Genomic DNA, 19,528 nt, shown 5'->3' on the forward strand with positions numbered 1-19,528 from the left:
AAGAGAAGGTTTGGCTATGTGCGAGATTCAGCTTAAAGAAAGGAATGGCCCGAAGAGAGATATCGGGCCATAAAAAGGTCAGCCAGCCTGCTGTTCTTCTCCTGAACTGACTTCGACCACTTCCACTTTGCTGGATTTGAGGAGATTTTGCAGCGCCGAGCCGGGAAGCTCATCCGTGAAAAGCGCCGTGGCCTGCGCCACGTTGCCAATTTCTACGGCGGCGGAAGCGCTGTATTTTGTATGATCGGCTGCCAGTAAAATATGGCGCGAGTGAGCCATCATGGTTTTCACCACGCTGGCTTCATTGACGTCAAACTCCATCATCGCACCGTCGTGCTCAATCGCCCCTACGCTGGTCACAAGATAGTCCGCCCGGAAGCCGGACACAAACGCCGTCGCCGCCGGGCCGATAATGCCGCCGTTATGCGGGCGCAGCGTGCCGCCGGGGACCATCACTTCAAAGCGCGGGTTTTTATAGAGAATGTGCGCCACCCGCAGGCTGTTGGTGATAATGCGCAAATGGTTGTGATTGAGCAGCGCCCGGGCAACATGCTCCACCGTCGTCCCGATGGTGATAAAGATGGTTGAGCCATCGGGAATGTAGTCCGCAATCGCCTCGGCAATCGCCCGCTTCTCTTCGGTGAGCGAAACTTCACGCTGCTCGAACGCCGTGTTCACCACGCTGGACGCCCTGCCCGCACCGCCATGATGACGCGTTATGAGTCCCTGCTCGCTGAGCTTACGGATATCCCGTCGTACCGTTTGTGTGGACACATCCAGCAGCTGCGCCAGTTCATCAATATTCATATAGCCGCGATCGGCAATCAGCGTCAGCAGCTGATCGTGACGCGGGTTGCCGGTCAGTTCGGTAAGACTCATGGGCTGTCCTCTGAAAACCATCACGCCCCGCATTTTATACAAAAAGTGACAAAAAAGAGCGGGTTTGATCACAGTCGGGTATACCCGCACGCCCGCCGGGCCTGGTGCATTTCAGGGCGGCGACGGCGCTGGCAAAACGTACGGCGTCAACGGCGGACGCTTGCTGCGCCAGACTGACCGCCAGCGCACCGTGGAAAACGTCGCCCGCCCCCGTGGTATCAACCACCTCGACCTCAAAGCCAGGCTGATGACATAACCTGCCGCTTTCCAGCCAGAAGCAACCGTCTCGCCCCTGCGTAACGTACACATGTCCATTTGTGAGCATTTGTGCTTTTTTCAGCGCGTCTTCAGCTTCATCCAGCTGCGTTAAACGCCGCAGTCCCGGCGCGGAGAAGGCGGCATGATCGCTTAGGGCGATCAGTTCCGCGATGTCCTACGGAGTGACATCCGCATCAAGTAAGGTGGGTACGCCCTGCTGGCGAGCACGGATAAACGCCTGTTTTGCCCCGTCATGCCAGCGCACGTCTGCTAATACGATATCCCATTGTGAGAAGTCGACGTCTTGCAGCCAGTCAGCCTCAGCGGGAAGATCGGGGCTGGGGTAGTTCGCAATCACGCGCTCCCCGCTGGCGTCCACCAGCACTGCGGATTGTGACGATCGGGCCCCTTTAAACACGCGCGTGTAGCGGGTATTCACCCCCAGGGATTCCAGCTCCGCGAGCAGGCGTCTTCCGGTCTCGTCGTCACCCACGCGGCCAATAAAGTCCACCTCAGCCCCCAGTTTCGCTGCTGCCACCGCCGCAGTTGCCGCCGGGCCACCGCCCACTTCCGTATAATCTTTTGCGACATATTTCCCACCTTCTCTTGGTAAATCATCGAGATACCAGATGCGATCCAGCACGGTAATGCCGATACAAACGATGCGAGTCATGGTGATTCCTTGTGCGATTTCTGATGCTGCCATTTTAATTTCATCAAATGTTTAAAAAGTGACCCCTGTCAATTTTTTGACTATAAATTACAAATACGATCAAAAACAGACAACACAAACGCGCAAAAATTGACACGATGTGACAGGAGAAAGGCATGTCAGCAATCGCATTTATCGGTTTAGGGCAGATGGGCGCGCCAATGGCGAAGAATCTGCTGAAACAAGGTCACCGGCTTCAGGTCTTTGATGTGAACCCGCAGGCCGTTCAGACGCTGGTGGAGAGTGGCGCACAGGCAGTGGCGACGCCAGCGCAGGCCGCTGCGGATGCCGAATTCGTCATTACCATGCTGCCCAACGGCGACCTGGTGCGCAGCGTACTGTTTGGTGAGCACGGCGTTTGCGAAGGGTTATCCCGCGACGCGCTGGTGATCGATATGTCCACCATTCATCCACTGCAAACTGACGCGCTGATCCGTGACATGGCGGAGCGCGGCTTCAGCCTGATGGACGTCCCCGTCGGACGAACGTCTGACCATGCCATCGCCGGTACGTTACTTCTGCTGGCAGGCGGCACGGCGCAGCAGGTTGAGCGCGCCACGCCGGTATTAATGGCGATGGGCAATGAGCTGATCAACGCTGGCGGGCCGGGCATGGGCATCCGCGTGAAGCTTATCAATAACTACATGAGCATCGCCCTGAACGCGCTTTCAGCAGAGGCGGCCGTACTGTGCGAAGCGCTCGGCCTCTCCTTCGACGTGGCGCTCAAGGTCATGAGCGGCACGCCGGCAGGCAAAGGCCACTTCACGACCTCATGGCCGAACAAGGTGCTGAAAGGGGATCTTTCACCCGCCTTCATGATCGACCTTGCGCATAAAGATCTGGGGATCGCCCTGGACGTGGCCAACCAGCTCCACGTTCCCATGCCGCTCGGCGCGGCTTCCCGTGAAGTTTACAACCAGGCTCGCGCCGCCGGGCGCGGGCGCGAAGACTGGACGGCCATTCTTGAACAGGTTCGCGCATCTGCCGGGCTGAAAAAATCACACTGATACGAAAAGGACTGAGGAATGACGATGTACACCCTGAAAGATATCACCCGACCTTCCGGCGGTTTTGCCATGCTGGCCGTGGACCAGCGCGAAGCGATGCGCCTGATGTTTGCTGCGGCAGGCGCGCCGGTGCCGGTAACCGACCAGCACCTCACGGATTTTAAGGTTAACGCGGCCAAAATCCTGTCGCCGTATGCCTCCGCTATTCTGGTTGACCAGCAGTTCTGCTATCGCCAGATCGTCGAGCAGCAGGCCGTCGCCAAAAGCTGCGCGATGATTGTGGCAGCGGACGAGTTTATACCGGGCAACGGTATTCCGGTCGATAGCGTGGTGATCGACAAAAACATCGACGCGCAGGCAGTAAAACGCGATGGCGGCAAGGCGCTGAAGCTGCTGGTGCTGTGGCGCAGCGATGAAGATCCGCAGCAACGTCTGGAGATGGTGAAGGCGTTCAATACGCTGTGCCATAGCAACGGACTGCTTAGCATTATCGAACCGGTGGTGCGTCCGCCGCGTCGCGGTGCCGCGTTCAACCGCGAGCAGGCGATTATCGACGCCGCCAGAGAGCTGGGCGATAGCGGTGCCGACCTCTACAAAGTGGAGATGCCGCTGTTCGGTAAAGGTACGCAGCAGGAACTGCTGGCCGCCTCGCAAAAGCTGAACGCGGAAATCAATATGCCGTGGGTGATCCTCTCTTCCGGCGTGGATGACAAGCTCTTCCCGCGCGCGGTGCAGGTTGCCATGCAGGCGGGGGCTTCAGGCTTTTTAGCCGGTCGCGCCGTGTGGTCCTCCGTGGTGGGGCTGCCGGATACTGAAATGATGCTACGCGACGTCTCTGTGCCAAAACTGCAGCGTTTGGGTGAGATCGTCGACGAAATGATAGCTCGCCGCTAAGAAAGGACCCGAACATGAAATGGTTTAACACCCTGAGCCATAACCGCTGGCTCGAACAAGAGACCGACCGTATTTTCGATTTCGGTAAAAACGCCGCCGTGCCGACCGGCTTTGGCTGGCTGGGCAATAACGGCCAGGTGCGTAGCGATATGGGTACGCATCTGTGGATCACCGCCCGCATGCTGCACGTGTATGCGGTGGCCGCCAATATGGGGCGTCCCGGGGCGTATGCCCTGGTTGAGCACGGCATTAATGCCCTCAACGGCCCGCTGCGCGACAAACAGCACGGCGGCTGGTACGCCTGTGTGAACGATGAAGGCGTGATCGACGCCTCCAAGCAGGGCTATCAGCATTTCTTCGTGCTGCTGGGCGCGGCGAGCGCCGTGACCACCGGCCATCCGCAGGCGCGCAGACTGCTGGACGATGCGATTGAGGTGATCGAGCGCTATTTCTGGAGCGAGGAAGAACAAATGTGCCTCGAATCCTGGGACGAGGCCTTTAGCAAAACCGAGGATTATCGCGGCGGCAACGCCAACATGCATGCCGTTGAAGCGTTCCTGATCGTCTATGACGTCACGCACGACCGCAAGTGGCTCGACCGCGCCCTGCGCATCGCCTCGGTGATTATTCACGACGTGGCGCGCAAGGGTGATTACCGCGTTAACGAGCATTTCGACACCGACTGGAACCCGATCCGCGATTACAACATCGACAATCCTGCCCACCGTTTCCGCGCCTACGGCGGCACCCCGGGCCACTGGATCGAGTGGGGCCGCCTGATGTTGCACCTGCGCGCCGCGCTGGAAGCCCGTTTTGAAACCCCGCCGGAGTGGCTGCTGGAAGATGCGAAAGGACTGTTCCATGCCACCATCCGCGACGCCTGGGCACCGGACGGGGCCGATGGTTTCGTCTACTCCGTAGGCTGGGATGGTAAGCCTATTGTCCGTGAACGCGTGCGCTGGCCTATCGTCGAGGCGATGGGCACGGCTTACGCACTCTACACCGTAACCGGCGAAGCACAGTATGAAGCCTGGTATCAGAAGTGGTGGGATTACTGCATTAAGTACCTGATGGATTACGAGAACGGTTCCTGGTGGCAGGAGCTGGATACCCATAACGAAGTGACAACCAAAGTCTGGGACGGCAAGCAGGATATTTACCATCTGCTGCACTGCCTGGTGATCCCACGTTTGCCGCTGGCACCGGGCTTAGCCCCGGCAACGGCCGCCGGTTTGCTGGACTGCCTGGCCAAATAATAAAAGACGGAGTTTTTATGCGTACCCTACACAATATTGACCTGAAAAATAACGAAAGGGGTTTCACCCTGCACTGGGAAAACCGCCTGATTTTGTCCCATACCGCGGATGCGCCCTGCCTGTGGATCGGTGAAGGCGTCGCCGATATTGAGATGTTTCGCGGCAATTTCAGCATCAAGGACAAACTGAACGAAAAGATCGCGCTGACGGACGCAACCGTCACGCAGCAAAGCGCGGGCTGGGCGATCCGCTTTACCCGTGGCGATGCGGTCAGCGCGACGCTGCTGGTGGGCGTGGATGGCGAAGGCCGCCTGGAGATGAAGCTTAAAAACGATGCCACCCGCCATAACCGCATCTGGCTGCGGCTGGCGGCTCAGCCAGAAGATCACATTTACGGCTGCGGCGAGCAGTTCTCTTATTTCGATCTGCGCGGCAAGCCGTTCCCGCTGTGGACCAGCGAACAAGGCGTGGGCCGTAACAAGCAAACCTACGTGACCTGGCAGGCCGACTGCAAAGAGAACGCAGGCGGCGATTACTACTGGACCTTCTTCCCACAGCCTACCTTCGTGAGCACCCAGAAGTACTACTGCCACGTGGACAACAGCTGCTACATGAATTTTGACTTCAGCGCGCCGGACTTCCACGAACTGGCGTTCTGGGAAGATACCGCCACGTTGCGCTTCGACTGTGCGGAAACCTACGTCGGTCTGCTGGAAAAACTCACCGGACTGCTGGGGCGTCAGCCTGAACTGCCAGACTGGGTTTACGACGGCGTGACGCTGGGTATTCAGGGCGGCACCGAGGTCTGTCAGCAGAAGCTCGACGTCATGCGCAAAGGGGGCGTGAAGGTGAACGGCATCTGGGCGCAGGACTGGTCCGGCATTCGCATGACCTCCTTCGGCAAACGCGTGATGTGGAACTGGAAGTGGAACAGCGAGCTGTACCCACAGCTTGACGAGCGTATTCCACAATGGAAACAGGAAGGCGTGCAGTTCCTCTCCTACATCAACCCGTACGTCGCCAGCGATAAAGATCTCTGCGAAGAAGCAGCGAAACGCGGCTATCTGACTAAAAATGCCGACGGCAAGGACTACCACGTCGAGTTTGGCGAGTTCTATGCGGGCGTCATCGACCTGACCAATCCTGAAGCCTACGACTGGTACAAAGAGGTCATCAAAAAGAACCTGATCGAACTGGGTTGCGGCGGCTGGATGGCCGATTTCGGGGAATATCTGCCGACTGACACGTTCCTGCACAACGGCGTTAGCGCAGAGATCATGCACAACGCGTGGCCAGCCCTGTGGGCCAAATGTAACTACGAGGCGCTGGAGGAGGCCGGCAAACTTGGCGAGATCCTGTTCTTTATGCGCGCAGGCTACACCGGCAGCCAGAAGCACTCGGTGATGATGTGGGCGGGAGATCAGAACGTCGACTGGAGCCTGGACGACGGTCTGGCATCCGTGGTGCCTGCGGCGCTGTCTCTGGCGATGACCGGGCATGGCCTGCACCACAGCGACATCGGCGGCTATACCACCCTGTTCGAGATGAAGCGCAGTAAAGAGTTGCTGCTGCGCTGGTGCGATTTTAACGCCTTCACGCCGATGATGCGCACCCACGAAGGTAACCGTCCTGGCGATAACTGGCAGTTCGACGGCGATGCGGAAACCATCGCGCACTTCGCGCGCATGACCACCGTTTTCACCACCCTGAAGCCGTATATCAAAGCCGCCGTCGCGCAGAACGCGAAAAGCGGCCTGCCGGTGATGCGCCCGCTGTTCCTGCACTACGAGGACGACGCACGCGCCTACACGCTGAAATACCAGTATCTGTTTGGCCGCGATCTGCTGGTGGCGCCCGTTCACGAAGAGGGGCGCACGGACTGGACGCTCTATCTGCCGCAGGACAACTGGGTGAATGCGTGGACCGGGGAATGCTGCCAGGGCGGTGACGTGACCGTTGATGCCCCACTCGGCAAGCCACCGGTCTTCTATCGCCAGCACAGTGAATGGGCAGATCTGTTTAGCACCTTACGTCATATCTGATAAGGCTCGCCCGCAGGGAAACCTGCGGGCAGACGGAGAACAATAATGAGTCAACATACTTCTGATCCGGCAACCCTGCGCCTGCCGTTTAAAGAGAAACTCGCCTACGGGATGGGCGATCTCGGCTCTAACATCCTGCTGGATATCGGCACGCTGTATCTGCTGAAGTTTTACACCGACGTGCTGGGGCTGCCGGGCACCTACGGCGGGATCATCTTCCTGATTGCGAAGTTCTTTACCGCCTTCACCGATATGGGCACCGGGATCATGCTCGACTCCCGGCGCAAGATTGGCCCGAAAGGGAAATTCCGCCCGTTCGTGCTATACGCCGCCTTCCCGGTGACGCTGCTGGCGATTGCCAACTTCGTCGGCACGCCGTTTGAGGTGACCGGTAAAACGGTGATGGCAACCGTGCTGTTTATGCTGTACGGCCTGTTCTTCAGCATGATGAACTGTTCTTACGGCGCGATGGTGCCCGCCATTACCAAAAACCCGGACGAGCGCGCCTCGCTGGCCGCATGGCGTCAGGGCGGTGCCACGCTCGGCCTGCTGCTCTGTACCGTGGGCTTTGTCCCGGTGATGAACCTGATTGAAGGCAACGATCAGCTGGGCTATATCTTTGCCGCCACCCTCTTCTCGCTGTTCGGGCTGTTCTTTATGTGGTGGTGCTATAAGGGCGTGACCGAGCGTTACGTCGAGATGCAGCCTGCCAATCCGGCGCAAAAGCCGGGGCTGTTACAGTCTTTTCGCGCCATCGCCGGGAACCGTCCGCTGTTTATCCTGTGCATTGCAAACCTGTGCACGCTGGGTGCCTTTAACGTCAAGCTCGCCATCCAGGTCTACTACACGCAGTACGTGCTGAACGACCCGATTCTGCTGTCGTATATGGGCTTCTTCAGCATGGGCTGTATTTTTATCGGCGTCTTTATGATGCCCGGCGCGGTGCGGCGCTTCGGTAAGAAAAAGGTCTACATCAGCGGGCTGATGATTTGGGTGGCGGGCGATCTGCTCAACTACTTCTTCGGCGGCGGCTCGGTGAGCTTTGTGGCGTTCTCCTGCCTCGCGTTCTTCGGTTCCGCGTTTGTGAACAGCCTGAACTGGGCGCTGGTCTCCGACACCGTGGAGTACGGCGAGTGGCGCACCGGCTTGCGCTCTGAGGGAACGGTCTATACCGGCTTTACCTTCTTCCGCAAGGTATCTCAGGCGCTGGCGGGCTTCTTCCCGGGGATCATGCTCACGCAGATCGGCTATGTGCCCAACGTAGTGCAATCCGCCGGTACGGTTGAAGGGCTGCGGCAGCTGATATTTATCTATCCAAGCCTGCTGGCGGTCATCACCATCGTGGCGATGGGCTGCTTCTACAACCTCAACGAGAAGATGTATGTGCGCATCGTCGAAGAGATCGAACTGCGCAAGCGTACGGCATAAATGACGTGATAGAGCGCCCTGCGGGGCGCTCTGAGGATCGACCATGAGAGATAATACTGATCCGTTAACCCTGAAATTGAGCCTGCGTGAGAAGTGCGCCTACGGGATGGGCGATTTTGGCTCGAACCTGATGCTGTGTATTGGCACGCTGTATTTGCTGAAGTTTTACACCGATGAACTGGGCATGCCCGCGTTCTATGGCGGCATTATTTTCCTGGTGGCGAAATTCTTCACCGCGTTTACCGACATGCTGACCGGCGTGCTGCTGGACTCCCGGCGGAATATCGGTAAGAAGGGAAAATTCCGGCCGTTCATTCTCTACGCCTCCGTCCCGGTGGCGCTGGTCGCGACGGCGCAGTTTATGGCCAACGACTTTAGCCTGACGGTGAAAACGGCGCTCGCCACGGTGCTCTTTATGCTGTTTGGCCTGTGCTACAGCCTGATGAATTGCTCCTACGGCGCGATGGTTCCGGCCATAACCAAAAACCCGAACGAGCGTGCGCAGCTGGCCGCCTGGCGTCAGGGCGGCGCGACGGTGGGGCTGTTGCTCTGCACCGTGGGCTTTATGCCCATTCAGGCACTGTTCGTCCACCAGCCCTCACTCGGTTATCTGGTGGCCGCGCTGGTGTTTGTGACGGGTGGCCTGTTCTGCATGTGGTGGTGCTACAGCGGTGTGAAAGAACGCTACGTGGAGCTCACGCCCGATCACCATAAGCCCGGCATTCTGAAATCGTTCTGCGCGATTTTCCGCAACCCGCCACTGCTGGTGCTGTGCATCGCCAACCTGTGTACCCTCGCCGCGTTTAACATCAAGCTGGCGATTCAGGTCTATTACACCCAGTACGTACTGAACGATCTTCATCTGCTGTCGTGGATGGGTTTTTTCAGCATGGGCTGCATTCTGATTGGCGTGTTTCTGGTGCCCGGCGCGGTGAAGCGCTTTGGCAAGAAGCCGGTGTATCTGGGTGGGCTGGCACTGTGGGCAGTGGGTGACGTGCTGAACTTCTTCTGGGGGACCAGCTCCCTGCTGTTTGTGCTGTTTTCCTGCATGGCCTTCTTCGGCACGGCGTTTGTGAACAGCCTGAACTGGGCGCTGGTGCCGGATACCGTCGACTATGGCGAATGGAAAACCGGCATCCGCGCCGAAGGGTCGGTTTACACCGGTTATACCTTCTCGCGCAAAATATCCGCCGCCCTCGCTGGCTTCCTGCCCGGCATCATGCTGACCCAGATTGGCTACGTTCCCCATGCCGTTCAAAGCGCGGGCACGCTGCTGGGATTGCGTCAGCTTATTTTCCTCTGGCCATGCGGTCTGGCAATCGTCGCCGCTGTGACCATGGGGCTGTTTTATAAACTCAACGAAGCGCGCTTCGCCTTTATTATCGAGGAGATTGGAAAACGGAAAAAACAATCAGCGAATACCCCTGAGATAACCACCAACAATAAAGCGTCAGCAGTCACTTTATAACAATAAATCCGGCCAATATGTCCTTCCTGTTAATCAGGAGGGAGGCCTTTCTGTACCTGATACATGGACAAATTATGAAAAGAATCATCACTGTACTGATCGTGTCGTCTGTGTCCTGCCCGGTATTTGCCGGGGCCTATGTCGAAACCCGCGAAGCTTACAATACGGCCTCTGAACTGCACGAGGTGATCCTGCGTGCGGGATATAACTTTGATATGGGCGCGGGGCTGATGTTCACCAATGCCTATAACGTGGGGAAATGGGATGAGCTGAAGCACAGCTATAACGAAATAGAGGGATGGTATCCGCTCTTTAAACCCACCGACAAACTCACCTTCCAGCCCGGCGGATTGATTAATGACAGCAGCGCCGGTTCGGGTGGTGCCGTCTATCTGGACACCAACTATAAATTCATCGACTGGTTTAACCTGACCTTCCGCTATCGCTATAACCATAACAATTACGATACGCCGGACTATAACGGTCAGATGGATAAGAACGACACGCACGAGTTTGCCAACTACTGGAATTTCAAAGTAACGGATGCGTTTTTCTACACGTTTGAACCGCACTTTTTCCAGCGGGTGAATGATTATCACAGCAAAAATGGCAAAGACCATCACTGGGAAATCACCAATAAATTCAGCTATAAGATCGACAGAAACTGGCTGCCGTACCTCGAACTTCAGTGGCTGGACAGATGGAATGATTACAACCGCGAGCAGTACCGAATTCGCCTGGGGTTACGGTACTCGTTCTAACAAAAAAGCCGCTGATTTCTCAGCGGCTTTTTTACTACGGATTGACCGTATTAGTCTTCTTTCGCACCGCGCATAGCACGTTTACGATCGTTCTCGGTCAGGTGACGTTTACGGATACGAATTGACTGTGGAGTCACTTCGACCAGTTCGTCATCATCGATGAATTCCAGAGCCTGCTCCAGAGTCATCTTGATCGGTGGAACCAGAACCGTTGCTTCGTCAGTACCGGACGCACGCATGTTGGTCAGTTTCTTACCGGTCAGGCAGTTTACGGTCAGGTCGTTAGAACGACTGTGAATACCGATGATCTGGCCTTCGTAAACTTCTGCACCGTGACCCAGGAACAGCTTACCGCGATCCTGCAGACCGAACAGCGCGAACGCAACCGCTTTACCCTGACCGTTGGAGATCAGCACGCCGTTGTTACGCTGGCCCACTTCGCCCGGACGCACGTCGTCGTAGTGGCTGAAGGTGGAGTACAGCAGACCGGTACCGGAGGTCATGGTCATGAACTCAGAACGGAAGCCGATCAGGCCACGGCTTGGGATCACGTAGTCGAGACGTACGCGGCCTTTGCCATCTGGATTCATGTTTTTCAGGTCGCCTTTACGCTCGCCCAGTGCCTGCATAACAGAACCCTGGTGCTGCTCTTCAACGTCCAGCGTTACGTTCTCAAACGGCTCTTGTTTACGGCCGTCGATTTCGCGGAAGATAACTTTCGGACGGGAAACCGCCATCTCGAAACCTTCACGGCGCATGTTTTCGATCAGGACTGACAGGTGCAGCTCACCACGACCCGAAACGCGGAATGCATCAGCGTCTTCAGTTTCTTCAACGCGCAGCGCAACGTTGTGCACCAGCTCTTTGTTCAGGCGGTCAAGGATCTGACGAGAGGTAACGAATTTACCTTCTTTACCACAGAACGGAGAGGTGTTGACGTTGAAGAACATGGATACGGTTGGTTCATCAACGGACAGAGCAGGCAGCGCTTCGACGTTCTGCGGATCGCAGATGGTGTCGGAGATGTTCAGCTCGCCCAGACCGGTGATCGCGATGATGTCACCCGCTTCCGCGATGTCGCTCTCGATACGCTCAAGACCCAGGTGAGTCAGGACTTTACCGACTTTACCGTTACGGGTTTTGCCTTCGCTATCGATGATAGTGACCTGCTGGTTAGGCTTCACTTTACCGCGCTTGATACGACCAATGCCGATGACGCCAACATAATTGTTGTAGTCGAGCTGGGAGATCTGCATCTGCAGGGTGCCGTCCAGGTCAACGTTTGGCGCAGGAACACGGTCAACAATCGCCTGATACAGCGGGGTCATGTCTTCAGCCATGTCTTCATGGTCCAGACCAGCGATACCGTTCAGCGCAGACGCGTAAACGATAGGGAAGTCCAGCTGCTCGTCGGTCGCGTCGAGGTTAACGAACAGGTCGAAGACCTGGTCAACAACCCAGTCAGGACGCGCGCCAGGACGGTCAACTTTGTTGATAACAACGATTGGCTTCAGACCATGGGCAAAAGCTTTTTTGGTCACGAAGCGCGTCTGTGGCATTGGGCCATCCATTGCGTCAACGACCAGCAGAACGGAGTCTACCATGGACATTACACGTTCAACTTCACCACCGAAGTCGGCGTGCCCTGGGGTATCAACGATGTTGATACGGTAGTCATTCCATTTAATCGCGGTGTTTTTCGCGAGGATGGTAATCCCACGCTCTTTCTCCAAATCGTTGGAGTCCATCACGCGTTCTTGGGTTTCGGCACGCGCATCAAACGTACCGGATTGCTGCAGCAGCTTGTCAACCAGGGTAGTTTTACCATGGTCTACGTGCGCGATGATGGCGATGTTACGCAAATTTTCGATCACAACTTTGCCTCAGGCATTTAGAAATAGCGCGTTATTGTACACGGATTAATCGCACTACAAAACAGGATCACAAACATCCCCCGCAAACAAGTATTGCAGAGATGCTTTGTGATCGCTTTCACGGAGCGGTAAAAGGGCACTTTAACGTAAATTGCACCAATATGGTGCTCAATGTTCACATTGAAGCACTATACTGGTGCAACAAATCCATTGTGGTGCAGCCCTTTTGCACTATGGTGCGCATGATAACGCCTTTTTGGGGTGTTTTAAAAGTTGGCACAGATTTCGCTTTATAAAAATACATGGCACACGGCCAGTACAAACAGAAATTGAAGACCTCGTTACCACGACGACAATGACCAATCTGGAGAGTTAAGTATGTCCGCTGAACACGTTTTGACGATGCTGAACGAACATGAAGTGAAGTTTGTTGATCTGCGCTTCACTGATACCAAAGGTAAAGAACAGCACGTCACAATCCCTGCTCATCAGGTGAACGCCGAATTCTTTGAAGAAGGCAAAATGTTTGACGGCTCCTCCATTGGTGGCTGGAAAGGCATTAACGAATCCGACATGGTTCTGATGCCAGATGCGACCACCGCGGTCATTGATCCGTTCTTCGAAGAACCAACCCTGATCATCCGTTGCGACATCCTCGAGCCAGGCACGCTGCAGGGCTACGACCGCGACCCACGTTCTATCGCTAAACGCGCTGAAGAGTACCTGCGTTCTACCGGCATCGCGGACACCGTGCTGTTCGGGCCAGAGCCAGAGTTCTTCCTGTTCGATGACATCCGTTTCGGTGCCTCTATTTCTGGCTCCCACGTAGCAATCGACGACATCGAAGGTGCATGGAACTCCTCCACCAAATACGAAGGTGGTAACAAAGGTCACCGTCCAGGCGTGAAAGGCGGTTACTTCCCGGTTCCACCGGTCGACTCTGCACAGGACATCCGTTCCACCATGTGTCTGGTGATGGAAGAAATGGGCCTGGTGGTTGAAGCTCACCACCACGAAGTCGCGACTGCTGGTCAGAACGAAGTGGCTACCCGCTTCAACACCATGACCAAAAAAGCGGACGAAATTCAGATCTACAAATACGTTGTGCATAACGTTGCGCACCGTTTCGGTAAAACCGCGACCTTCATGCCAAAACCGATGTTTGGCGATAACGGTTCCGGTATGCACTGCCACATGTCTTTGTCCAAGAACGGCACCAACCTGTTCTCTGGCGACAAATATGCTGGTCTGTCTGAGCAGGCTCTGTACTACATTGGCGGCGTTATCAAACACGCTAAAGCGATCAACGCCCTGGCGAACCCAACCACGAACTCCTACAAGCGTCTGGTCCCGGGCTACGAAGCACCAGTCATGCTGGCTTACTCTGCGCGTAACCGTTCTGCTTCTATCCGTATCCCGGTGGTGGCGTCTCCTAAAGCGCGTCGTATCGAAGTTCGCTTCCCGGACCCAGCGGCTAACCCATACCTGTGCTTCGCAGCACTGTTGATGGCCGGTCTGGACGGTATCAAGAACAAGATCCACCCAGGCGAAGCGATGGACAAAAACCTGTACGACCTGCCGCCAGAAGAAGCGAAAGAGATCCCACAGGTTGCTGGCTCTCTGGAAGAAGCCCTGCAGGCGCTGGACGCAGACCGTGAGTTCCTGACGGCGGGCGGCGTGTTCACTGACGACGCTATCGATGCTTACATCGCCCTGCGTACCGAAGAGAACGACCGCGTGCGCATGACGCCACACCCGGTTGAGTTCGAACTGTACTACAGCGTTTAATTAAGTTGTTTTACCCGGCGTGACAAGCGCCGGGAGTAGTTGCCGTGGAAACTTTTAGCCCATCTCCGGATGGGCTTTTTTCTCCACCAACAACCTGATCTCACGCGCTTTTTACGCCGAAAAAGCTATACTGCACTAAAACAGTGCAACGACTCCAGGAGACTGCTGAATGGCAACTGGCACGCTGCCCGATGCTGGGCAGATCCTCAATTCTTTAATTAACAGTATCTTGCTGGTCGACGACGAGCTGGCCGTTCATTACGCCAACCCGGCGGCGCAGCAGCTGCTGGCCCAAAGCGCGCGGAAACTGTTTGGTACCCCGCTTCCGGAACTCCTGAGCTATTTTTCGCTGAATATTGGCCTGATGCACGAAAGTTTGCAGGCCGGCCAGGGGTTTACCGATAACGAAGTGACGCTGGTGATCGACGGGCGCTCGCATATTCTGTCGCTGACTGCGCAACGACTTCCAGAAGGGATGATCCTGCTTGAAATGGCGCCGATGGATAATCAGCGTCGCCTGAGCCAGGAGCAGCTCCAGCATGCGCAGCAAATTGCCGCCCGTGACCTGGTGCGTGGTCTGGCGCATGAAATCAAAAACCCGCTGGGTGGGTTACGCGGTGCGGCGCAGCTTCTGACCAAGGCGTTACCCGATCCTGCGCTGGCGGAGTACACCAACGTCATCATTGAGCAGGCGGACCGTCTGCGTAATCTGGTTGACCGTCTTCTGGGGCCGCAACAGCCGGGAATGCATGTTACGGAAAGCATTCATAAGGTGGCTGAACGCGTCGTGAAACTCGTCTCGATGGAGCTGCCGGAGAACATCACGCTGGTGCGTGATTACGACCCCAGCCTGCCGGAACTGGCGCATGACCCGGATCAAATTGAGCAGGTCCTGTTGAATATCGTGCGTAATGCCCTGCAGGCGCTGGGACCGGAAGGGGGCGAGATTATTTTACGTACCCGTACCGCCTTCCAGCTCACCTTACATGGCGTGCGCTATCGGCTGGCGGCGCGCATCGACGTCGAGGATAACGGGCCCGGTATTCCCTCCCATCTTCAGGACACTCTGTTTTATCCGATGGTCAGCGGTCGCGAAGGCGGGACCGGCTTGGGCTTATCTATCGCCCGCAGCTTGATCGATCAGCACTCCGGAAAAATTGAATTTACCAGTTGGCCGGGACATACCGAGTTTTCGGTTTTCCTGCCGATTAAAAAATAAAGGTGACGTTTATGCAACGAGGGATAGTCTGGGTAGTCGATGACGATAGCTCCATCCGTTGGGTGCTTGAACGCGCGCTCACAGGGGCAGGATTAAGCTGCACGACGTTTGAGAGCGGCAGCGACGTGCTCGATGCACTCACCACCAAAACGCCAGACGTTCTGCTTTCGGATATTCGCATGCCGGGCATGGACGGGCTGGCGCTTTTAAAGCAGATTAAACAACGCCACCCTATGCTTCCGGTCATCATAATGACGGCACACTCCGATTTGGATGCCGCTGTGAGTGCCTATCAGCAAGGGGCGTTCGATTATCTGCCCAAACCGTTTGATATCGATGAGGCGGTGGCACTGGTTGAGCGTGCGATTAGCCATTACCAGGAGCAGCAACAGCCGCGTCACGCGCCCGATTTTGGGCCTACCACCGACATCATCGGCGAAGCGCCAGCGATGCAGGATGTGTTTCGCATTATTGGCCGTCTGTCGCGTTCATCCATCAGCGTGCTGATTAACGGTGAGTCGGGAACCGGTAAAGAGCTTGTGGCGCATGCCTTGCATCGCCACAGCCCGCGAGCAAAAGCGCCGTTTATCGCCCTGAATATGGCCGCGATCCCAAAAGATTTGATTGAGTCCGAGCTGTTCGGCCACGAGAAGGGGGCCTTTACCGGCGCGAATACCATTCGCCAGGGGCGCTTCGAACAGGCTGATGGCGGGACGCTTTTCCTGGACGAGATCGGCGATATGCCGCTGGATGTTCAGACCCGCCTGTTGCGCGTGCTGGCCGACGGGCAGTTTTATCGCGTGGGCGGCTACGCGCCGGTGAAGGTGGACGTGCGCATTATCGCCGCGACGCACCAGAACCTGGAGCAACGCGTACAGGAAGGCAAATTCCGTGAGGATTTATTCCATCGCCTGAACGTGATTCGCGTTCATCTGCCGCCGCTGCGTGAGCGCCGGGAAGATATTCCCCGCCTGGCGCGCCATTTCCTGCAGGTGGCCGCCCGCGAGCTGGGTGTGGAAGCCAAGCAGCTTCACCCGGAAACCGATGCCGCCCTGACGCGTCTGGCGTGGCCTGGCAACGTGCGTCAGCTGGAGAATACCTGTCGCTGGTTAACCGTGATGGCTGCCGGGCAGGAAGTGTTAATTCAGGATTTACCGGCCGAACTGTTTGAAGCGACCGCGCCTGAGAGCAGTACCGGTCACGCGTTGCCGGACAGTTGGGCGACGCTGCTGGCACAATGGGCCGACCGCGCGCTGCGTTCCGGTCATCAAAACTTGTTGTCTGAAGCCCAGCCAGAGATGGAACGTACGTTGTTGACCACCGCGCTTCGTCATACGCAAGGCCATAAGCAGGAAGCCGCCCGCCTGTTGGGATGGGGACGTAATACCCTGACGCGCAAGCTTAAAGAGCTGGGAATGGAGTAATCTTACCCGAAGTGTAAAGGTTATTAATTGAGCGCAAATTGCCGTTATTTTGCGCTTTACTGTTCTGATGAGTTTTGTATGATCGTGCCCGGAAATTGAGGGTGTCGATCATGCTGGAAACTTTGGTAAATATGCTCTCTAGCGGAGCCGTTGAAAGCCACACGCCACAAACCGCCGTTGCGGCTGTTTTGTGTGCGGCGCTGGTGGGGCTGTTTAGCTAGCGAGCTGTCAATGAAAAGCCGGGTGGCGGCTTCGCCTTACCCGGCCTACAAAAGCGCAAATGTAGGCCGGGTAAGCGAAGCGACACCCGGCATTGCTGCTTAAATTACCCGCGAGAACTGCTGCATGCGCGCCTTCTGGCGCAGATACGCGTCAAAGCACATACAGATGTTACGAATCAACAGACGCCCCTTCGGCGTGACCTCAACGGCACTCTCCGACACCTCCACCAGCCCATCTTTCGCCAGCGGTGCCAGAAGCTTCAGATCTTCCGCGAAGTAATCCCTGAAGTGCAGATCCCAGTGCGCCTCAACATCGCTGAATTCGAGACGGAAGTTGCAGATAAGCGCCTTGATCACATCGCGACGGATACAGTCATCACGGGTTAACGCAATGCCGCGCCACAGGGCGTTGCCGGTTTCATCCACCTGCTGATAATACAGCTTCAGCTCTTTCTGGTTCTGCGCGTAGCAGTCGCCCATCATGCTTATCGCGGAGACGCCCAGACCGAGCAGATCGGTATCGCCCTGCGTGGTGTATCCCTGGAAGTTGCGGTGCAGCACCCCTTCTCGCTGGGCGATCGCCAGTTCGTCATCCGGACGAGCAAAGTGATCCATACCGATAAACTGATAGCCGGTCTCGGTCAGTGAAGTAATGGTTTCCTGCAGGATATCCAATTTCTGCTGAGCAGAAGGGAGATCAGCATCTTTGATTTTACGCTGGGCGGCGAACAACGTTGGCAGGTGCGCGTAGTTAAAGACGCTCAGGCGGTCCGGGTTAAGCTCGGCTACACGTTTCAGCGTGAAGGCAAAGCTCTCCGGCGTCTGTTTTGGCAGGCCGTAAATCAGGTCAATATTGGTCGACGTAAAGCCGATTTCACGCGCATGATTGAGCAAGGCAAAGATAAACTCTTCGTCCTGCTCGCGGTTCACCAGACGCTGGACCTCTTTGTTGAAATCCTGCACGCCCATGCTCAGACGGTTGAAGCCTTCCGCGCGTAAGTGATCCAGGACATCCAGCTCAATTTCACGCGGATCAACCTCGATCGAGATTTCAGCATCGTCGTTAAAATTAAAGTGGCTGCGTAAAAGCGTCATCAAACGCGTGATTTGCGCTTTATTCAGGTAGGTTGGCGTGCCGCCGCCCCAATGAAGCTGGCTGACGTGACGCCCTTTAAACAGCGGTGCGCGGTGAAGAATTTCCTGTTCGAGCGCATCGAGATACTGATCGGCTTTATGCTGCTGACGGGTAACGATTTTATTGCAGCCGCAGAAGTAGCAGAGCTTGTGGCAGAACGGAATATGGACGTAGAGCGACAGCGGGCGCTCAGGATAGCGCGCAACAGCCTGCTGAAAATCCGCCTCGCCGAAGGCATCGGAGAACTCCAGCGCAGTGGGGTATGACGTATAACGCGGCCCGGAATAGTTATATTTCTGGATTAGGGCCAAATCCCAGTCGATAGTTGGTGCTGACATGCTCACTCCTTCCGTTGGTGTCGCGTTCGTATACGGCGGCCCGTTCTGGCCCCGTTGCGGGCCATCATTCGGGTGCGCAGCCACTTCTGTCGCCGCGACAACCGCCGTAGTTTAACGAATAACCACACCAGATAACATATAACCGGAAGGGTTATAAGCAGGACTATCGTACCTGCCGGGTGCAAATGTTAGTTTCCACCCTTCAGAAGACGCATCATATCTTCCTGCTTTTCATCTTCTTCTTCGTCGTCTTCGTCGTCATAAGACAGACCCAGCTTCTGCATCAGCTCATCAATGCGGTCCAGTTTGGCATCCACCCATGATTGCTCTTCAGCGGTCAGGGTTTCACCCTCTTCAAGACGTTCCAGCAGCGCGTCCAGGCGCTCATCGTTCTCCAGCAAATCCAGCTCAGCCTGCGGTGAAAGCATAGGTTTCTCGCTCTTTGGTTTGTGCTGCTTAGTGACCGGGGTGTCTGTCACGCCCAGTGGAATGGGAGTTTTACTGCCGATACGAGGATCTTTCTGCTGTTTGCCTTTTGCAGAAGCGCCCGCTGCACCACCGCCGTTCGCACGGCTTCCCGCAGCATGGCCACGATGTTTTTTATCGCGTTTGCGATCGCGCGCTTCCTGGTTCAGTTCTTCGCGCGTTTTGCGGCGTGCTTTCGCAGGGCGTTTAGCACCCGCTGCGGAGGTTGGTTTTTTCATGATGTTTTGTCTTTAAGTCGTTTTCTTCAGTATAGAATTGCGGCGAAATCTAGCAGAAAGCAAGCAAAGAAAAAAGGCGACAGAGCAATCTGTCGCCTTTTTTCCTGACTCACAACCCTT

The 19,528-nt window shown here is 56.1% G+C and carries 15 protein-coding genes and 1 pseudogene; 11 read left to right on the forward strand and 5 right to left on the reverse strand.

Annotated elements, in window-relative coordinates:
- Positions 1-78: 78 nt before the first annotated feature.
- Both BFV64_RS23235 and BFV64_RS23240 read right to left on the reverse strand, forming a co-directional pair.
- Entirely contained in the window at positions 79-879 is an 801-nt protein-coding gene (locus BFV64_RS23235; RefSeq protein ID WP_014885750.1) for a DeoR/GlpR family DNA-binding transcription regulator, read from the reverse strand.
- Positions 880-913: 34 nt separating this feature from the next.
- A pseudogene (locus BFV64_RS23240) lies at positions 914-1,810 on the reverse strand (sugar kinase).
- Positions 1,811-1,965: 155 nt separating this feature from the next.
- Here BFV64_RS23240 and yihU point away from each other — a divergent pair.
- The 7 genes from yihU (at position 1,966) to ompL (ending at position 10,705) form a co-directional block, all read left to right on the forward strand.
- Complete coding sequence (gene yihU / locus BFV64_RS23245) at positions 1,966-2,856, forward strand: sulfolactaldehyde 3-reductase (protein ID WP_023331632.1); 891 nt, start codon at positions 1,966-1,968, stop codon at positions 2,854-2,856.
- 18 nt (positions 2,857-2,874) lie between these two features.
- The gene (gene yihT, locus BFV64_RS23250; RefSeq protein WP_023331633.1) at positions 2,875-3,750 is read left to right on the forward strand and encodes a sulfofructosephosphate aldolase; all 876 of its coding nucleotides are present in this window, start codon (positions 2,875-2,877) and stop codon (positions 3,748-3,750) included.
- 14 nt (positions 3,751-3,764) lie between these two features.
- Positions 3,765-5,006: a sulfoquinovose isomerase gene (gene yihS, locus BFV64_RS23255; RefSeq protein ID WP_045281573.1), complete on the forward strand. Its 1,242-nt coding sequence runs from the start codon at positions 3,765-3,767 to the stop codon at positions 5,004-5,006.
- Between the two features lie 17 nt (positions 5,007-5,023).
- Positions 5,024-7,048, forward strand: coding sequence for an alpha-glucosidase (locus BFV64_RS23260; protein ID WP_049011402.1), 2,025 nt, complete (start codon positions 5,024-5,026; stop codon positions 7,046-7,048).
- Between the two features lie 45 nt (positions 7,049-7,093).
- Positions 7,094-8,476 carry an MFS transporter gene (locus BFV64_RS23265; protein WP_045281571.1) on the forward strand — a complete coding sequence of 461 codons (1,383 nt, stop codon included), beginning with the start codon at positions 7,094-7,096 and terminating at the stop codon, positions 8,474-8,476.
- 43 nt (positions 8,477-8,519) lie between these two features.
- On the forward strand, positions 8,520-9,944 hold the full coding sequence (locus BFV64_RS23270; protein ID WP_023331636.1) for an MFS transporter: 1,425 nt from the start codon (positions 8,520-8,522) through the stop codon (positions 9,942-9,944).
- Positions 9,945-10,018: 74 nt separating this feature from the next.
- The gene (gene ompL, locus BFV64_RS23275; RefSeq protein ID WP_014885758.1) at positions 10,019-10,705 is read left to right on the forward strand and encodes a porin OmpL; all 687 of its coding nucleotides are present in this window, start codon (positions 10,019-10,021) and stop codon (positions 10,703-10,705) included.
- A gap of 50 nt (positions 10,706-10,755) precedes the next feature.
- Here ompL and typA read toward each other — a convergent pair whose 3' ends face one another.
- Positions 10,756-12,579: a ribosome-dependent GTPase TypA gene (gene typA, locus BFV64_RS23280; RefSeq protein ID WP_023331638.1), complete on the reverse strand. Its 1,824-nt coding sequence runs from the start codon at positions 12,577-12,579 to the stop codon at positions 10,756-10,758.
- Positions 12,580-12,957: 378 nt separating this feature from the next.
- Here typA and glnA point away from each other — a divergent pair, with 378 nt between their 5' ends.
- From glnA to BFV64_RS25630, 4 genes are all read left to right on the forward strand, one after another.
- Entirely contained in the window at positions 12,958-14,367 is a 1,410-nt protein-coding gene (glnA, locus tag BFV64_RS23285) for a glutamate--ammonia ligase (protein ID WP_008501856.1), read from the forward strand.
- 169 nt (positions 14,368-14,536) lie between these two features.
- The gene (glnL, locus tag BFV64_RS23290; RefSeq protein ID WP_045134856.1) at positions 14,537-15,586 is read left to right on the forward strand and encodes a nitrogen regulation protein NR(II); all 1,050 of its coding nucleotides are present in this window, start codon (positions 14,537-14,539) and stop codon (positions 15,584-15,586) included.
- A gap of 11 nt (positions 15,587-15,597) precedes the next feature.
- Entirely contained in the window at positions 15,598-17,010 is a 1,413-nt protein-coding gene (gene glnG, locus BFV64_RS23295; RefSeq protein WP_014885761.1) for a nitrogen regulation protein NR(I), read from the forward strand.
- Positions 17,011-17,120: 110 nt separating this feature from the next.
- Positions 17,121-17,231 (forward strand): YshB family small membrane protein, encoded by a 111-nt coding sequence (locus tag BFV64_RS25630; protein ID WP_023331639.1) that lies wholly within the window; start codon positions 17,121-17,123, stop codon positions 17,229-17,231.
- Positions 17,232-17,330: 99 nt separating this feature from the next.
- Here the strand turns inward: BFV64_RS25630 and hemN are convergent, their stop codons facing one another.
- Positions 17,331-18,704 carry an oxygen-independent coproporphyrinogen III oxidase gene (gene hemN, locus BFV64_RS23305; protein ID WP_032635196.1) on the reverse strand — a complete coding sequence of 458 codons (1,374 nt, stop codon included), beginning with the start codon at positions 18,702-18,704 and terminating at the stop codon, positions 17,331-17,333.
- 188 nt (positions 18,705-18,892) lie between these two features.
- The gene (gene yihI / locus BFV64_RS23310) at positions 18,893-19,408 is read right to left on the reverse strand and encodes a Der GTPase-activating protein YihI (protein ID WP_014885763.1); all 516 of its coding nucleotides are present in this window, start codon (positions 19,406-19,408) and stop codon (positions 18,893-18,895) included.
- Positions 19,409-19,528 lie beyond the last annotated feature (120 nt).

Source organism: Enterobacter kobei (assembly GCF_001729765.1).
Classification (GTDB): domain Bacteria; phylum Pseudomonadota; class Gammaproteobacteria; order Enterobacterales; family Enterobacteriaceae; genus Enterobacter; species Enterobacter kobei.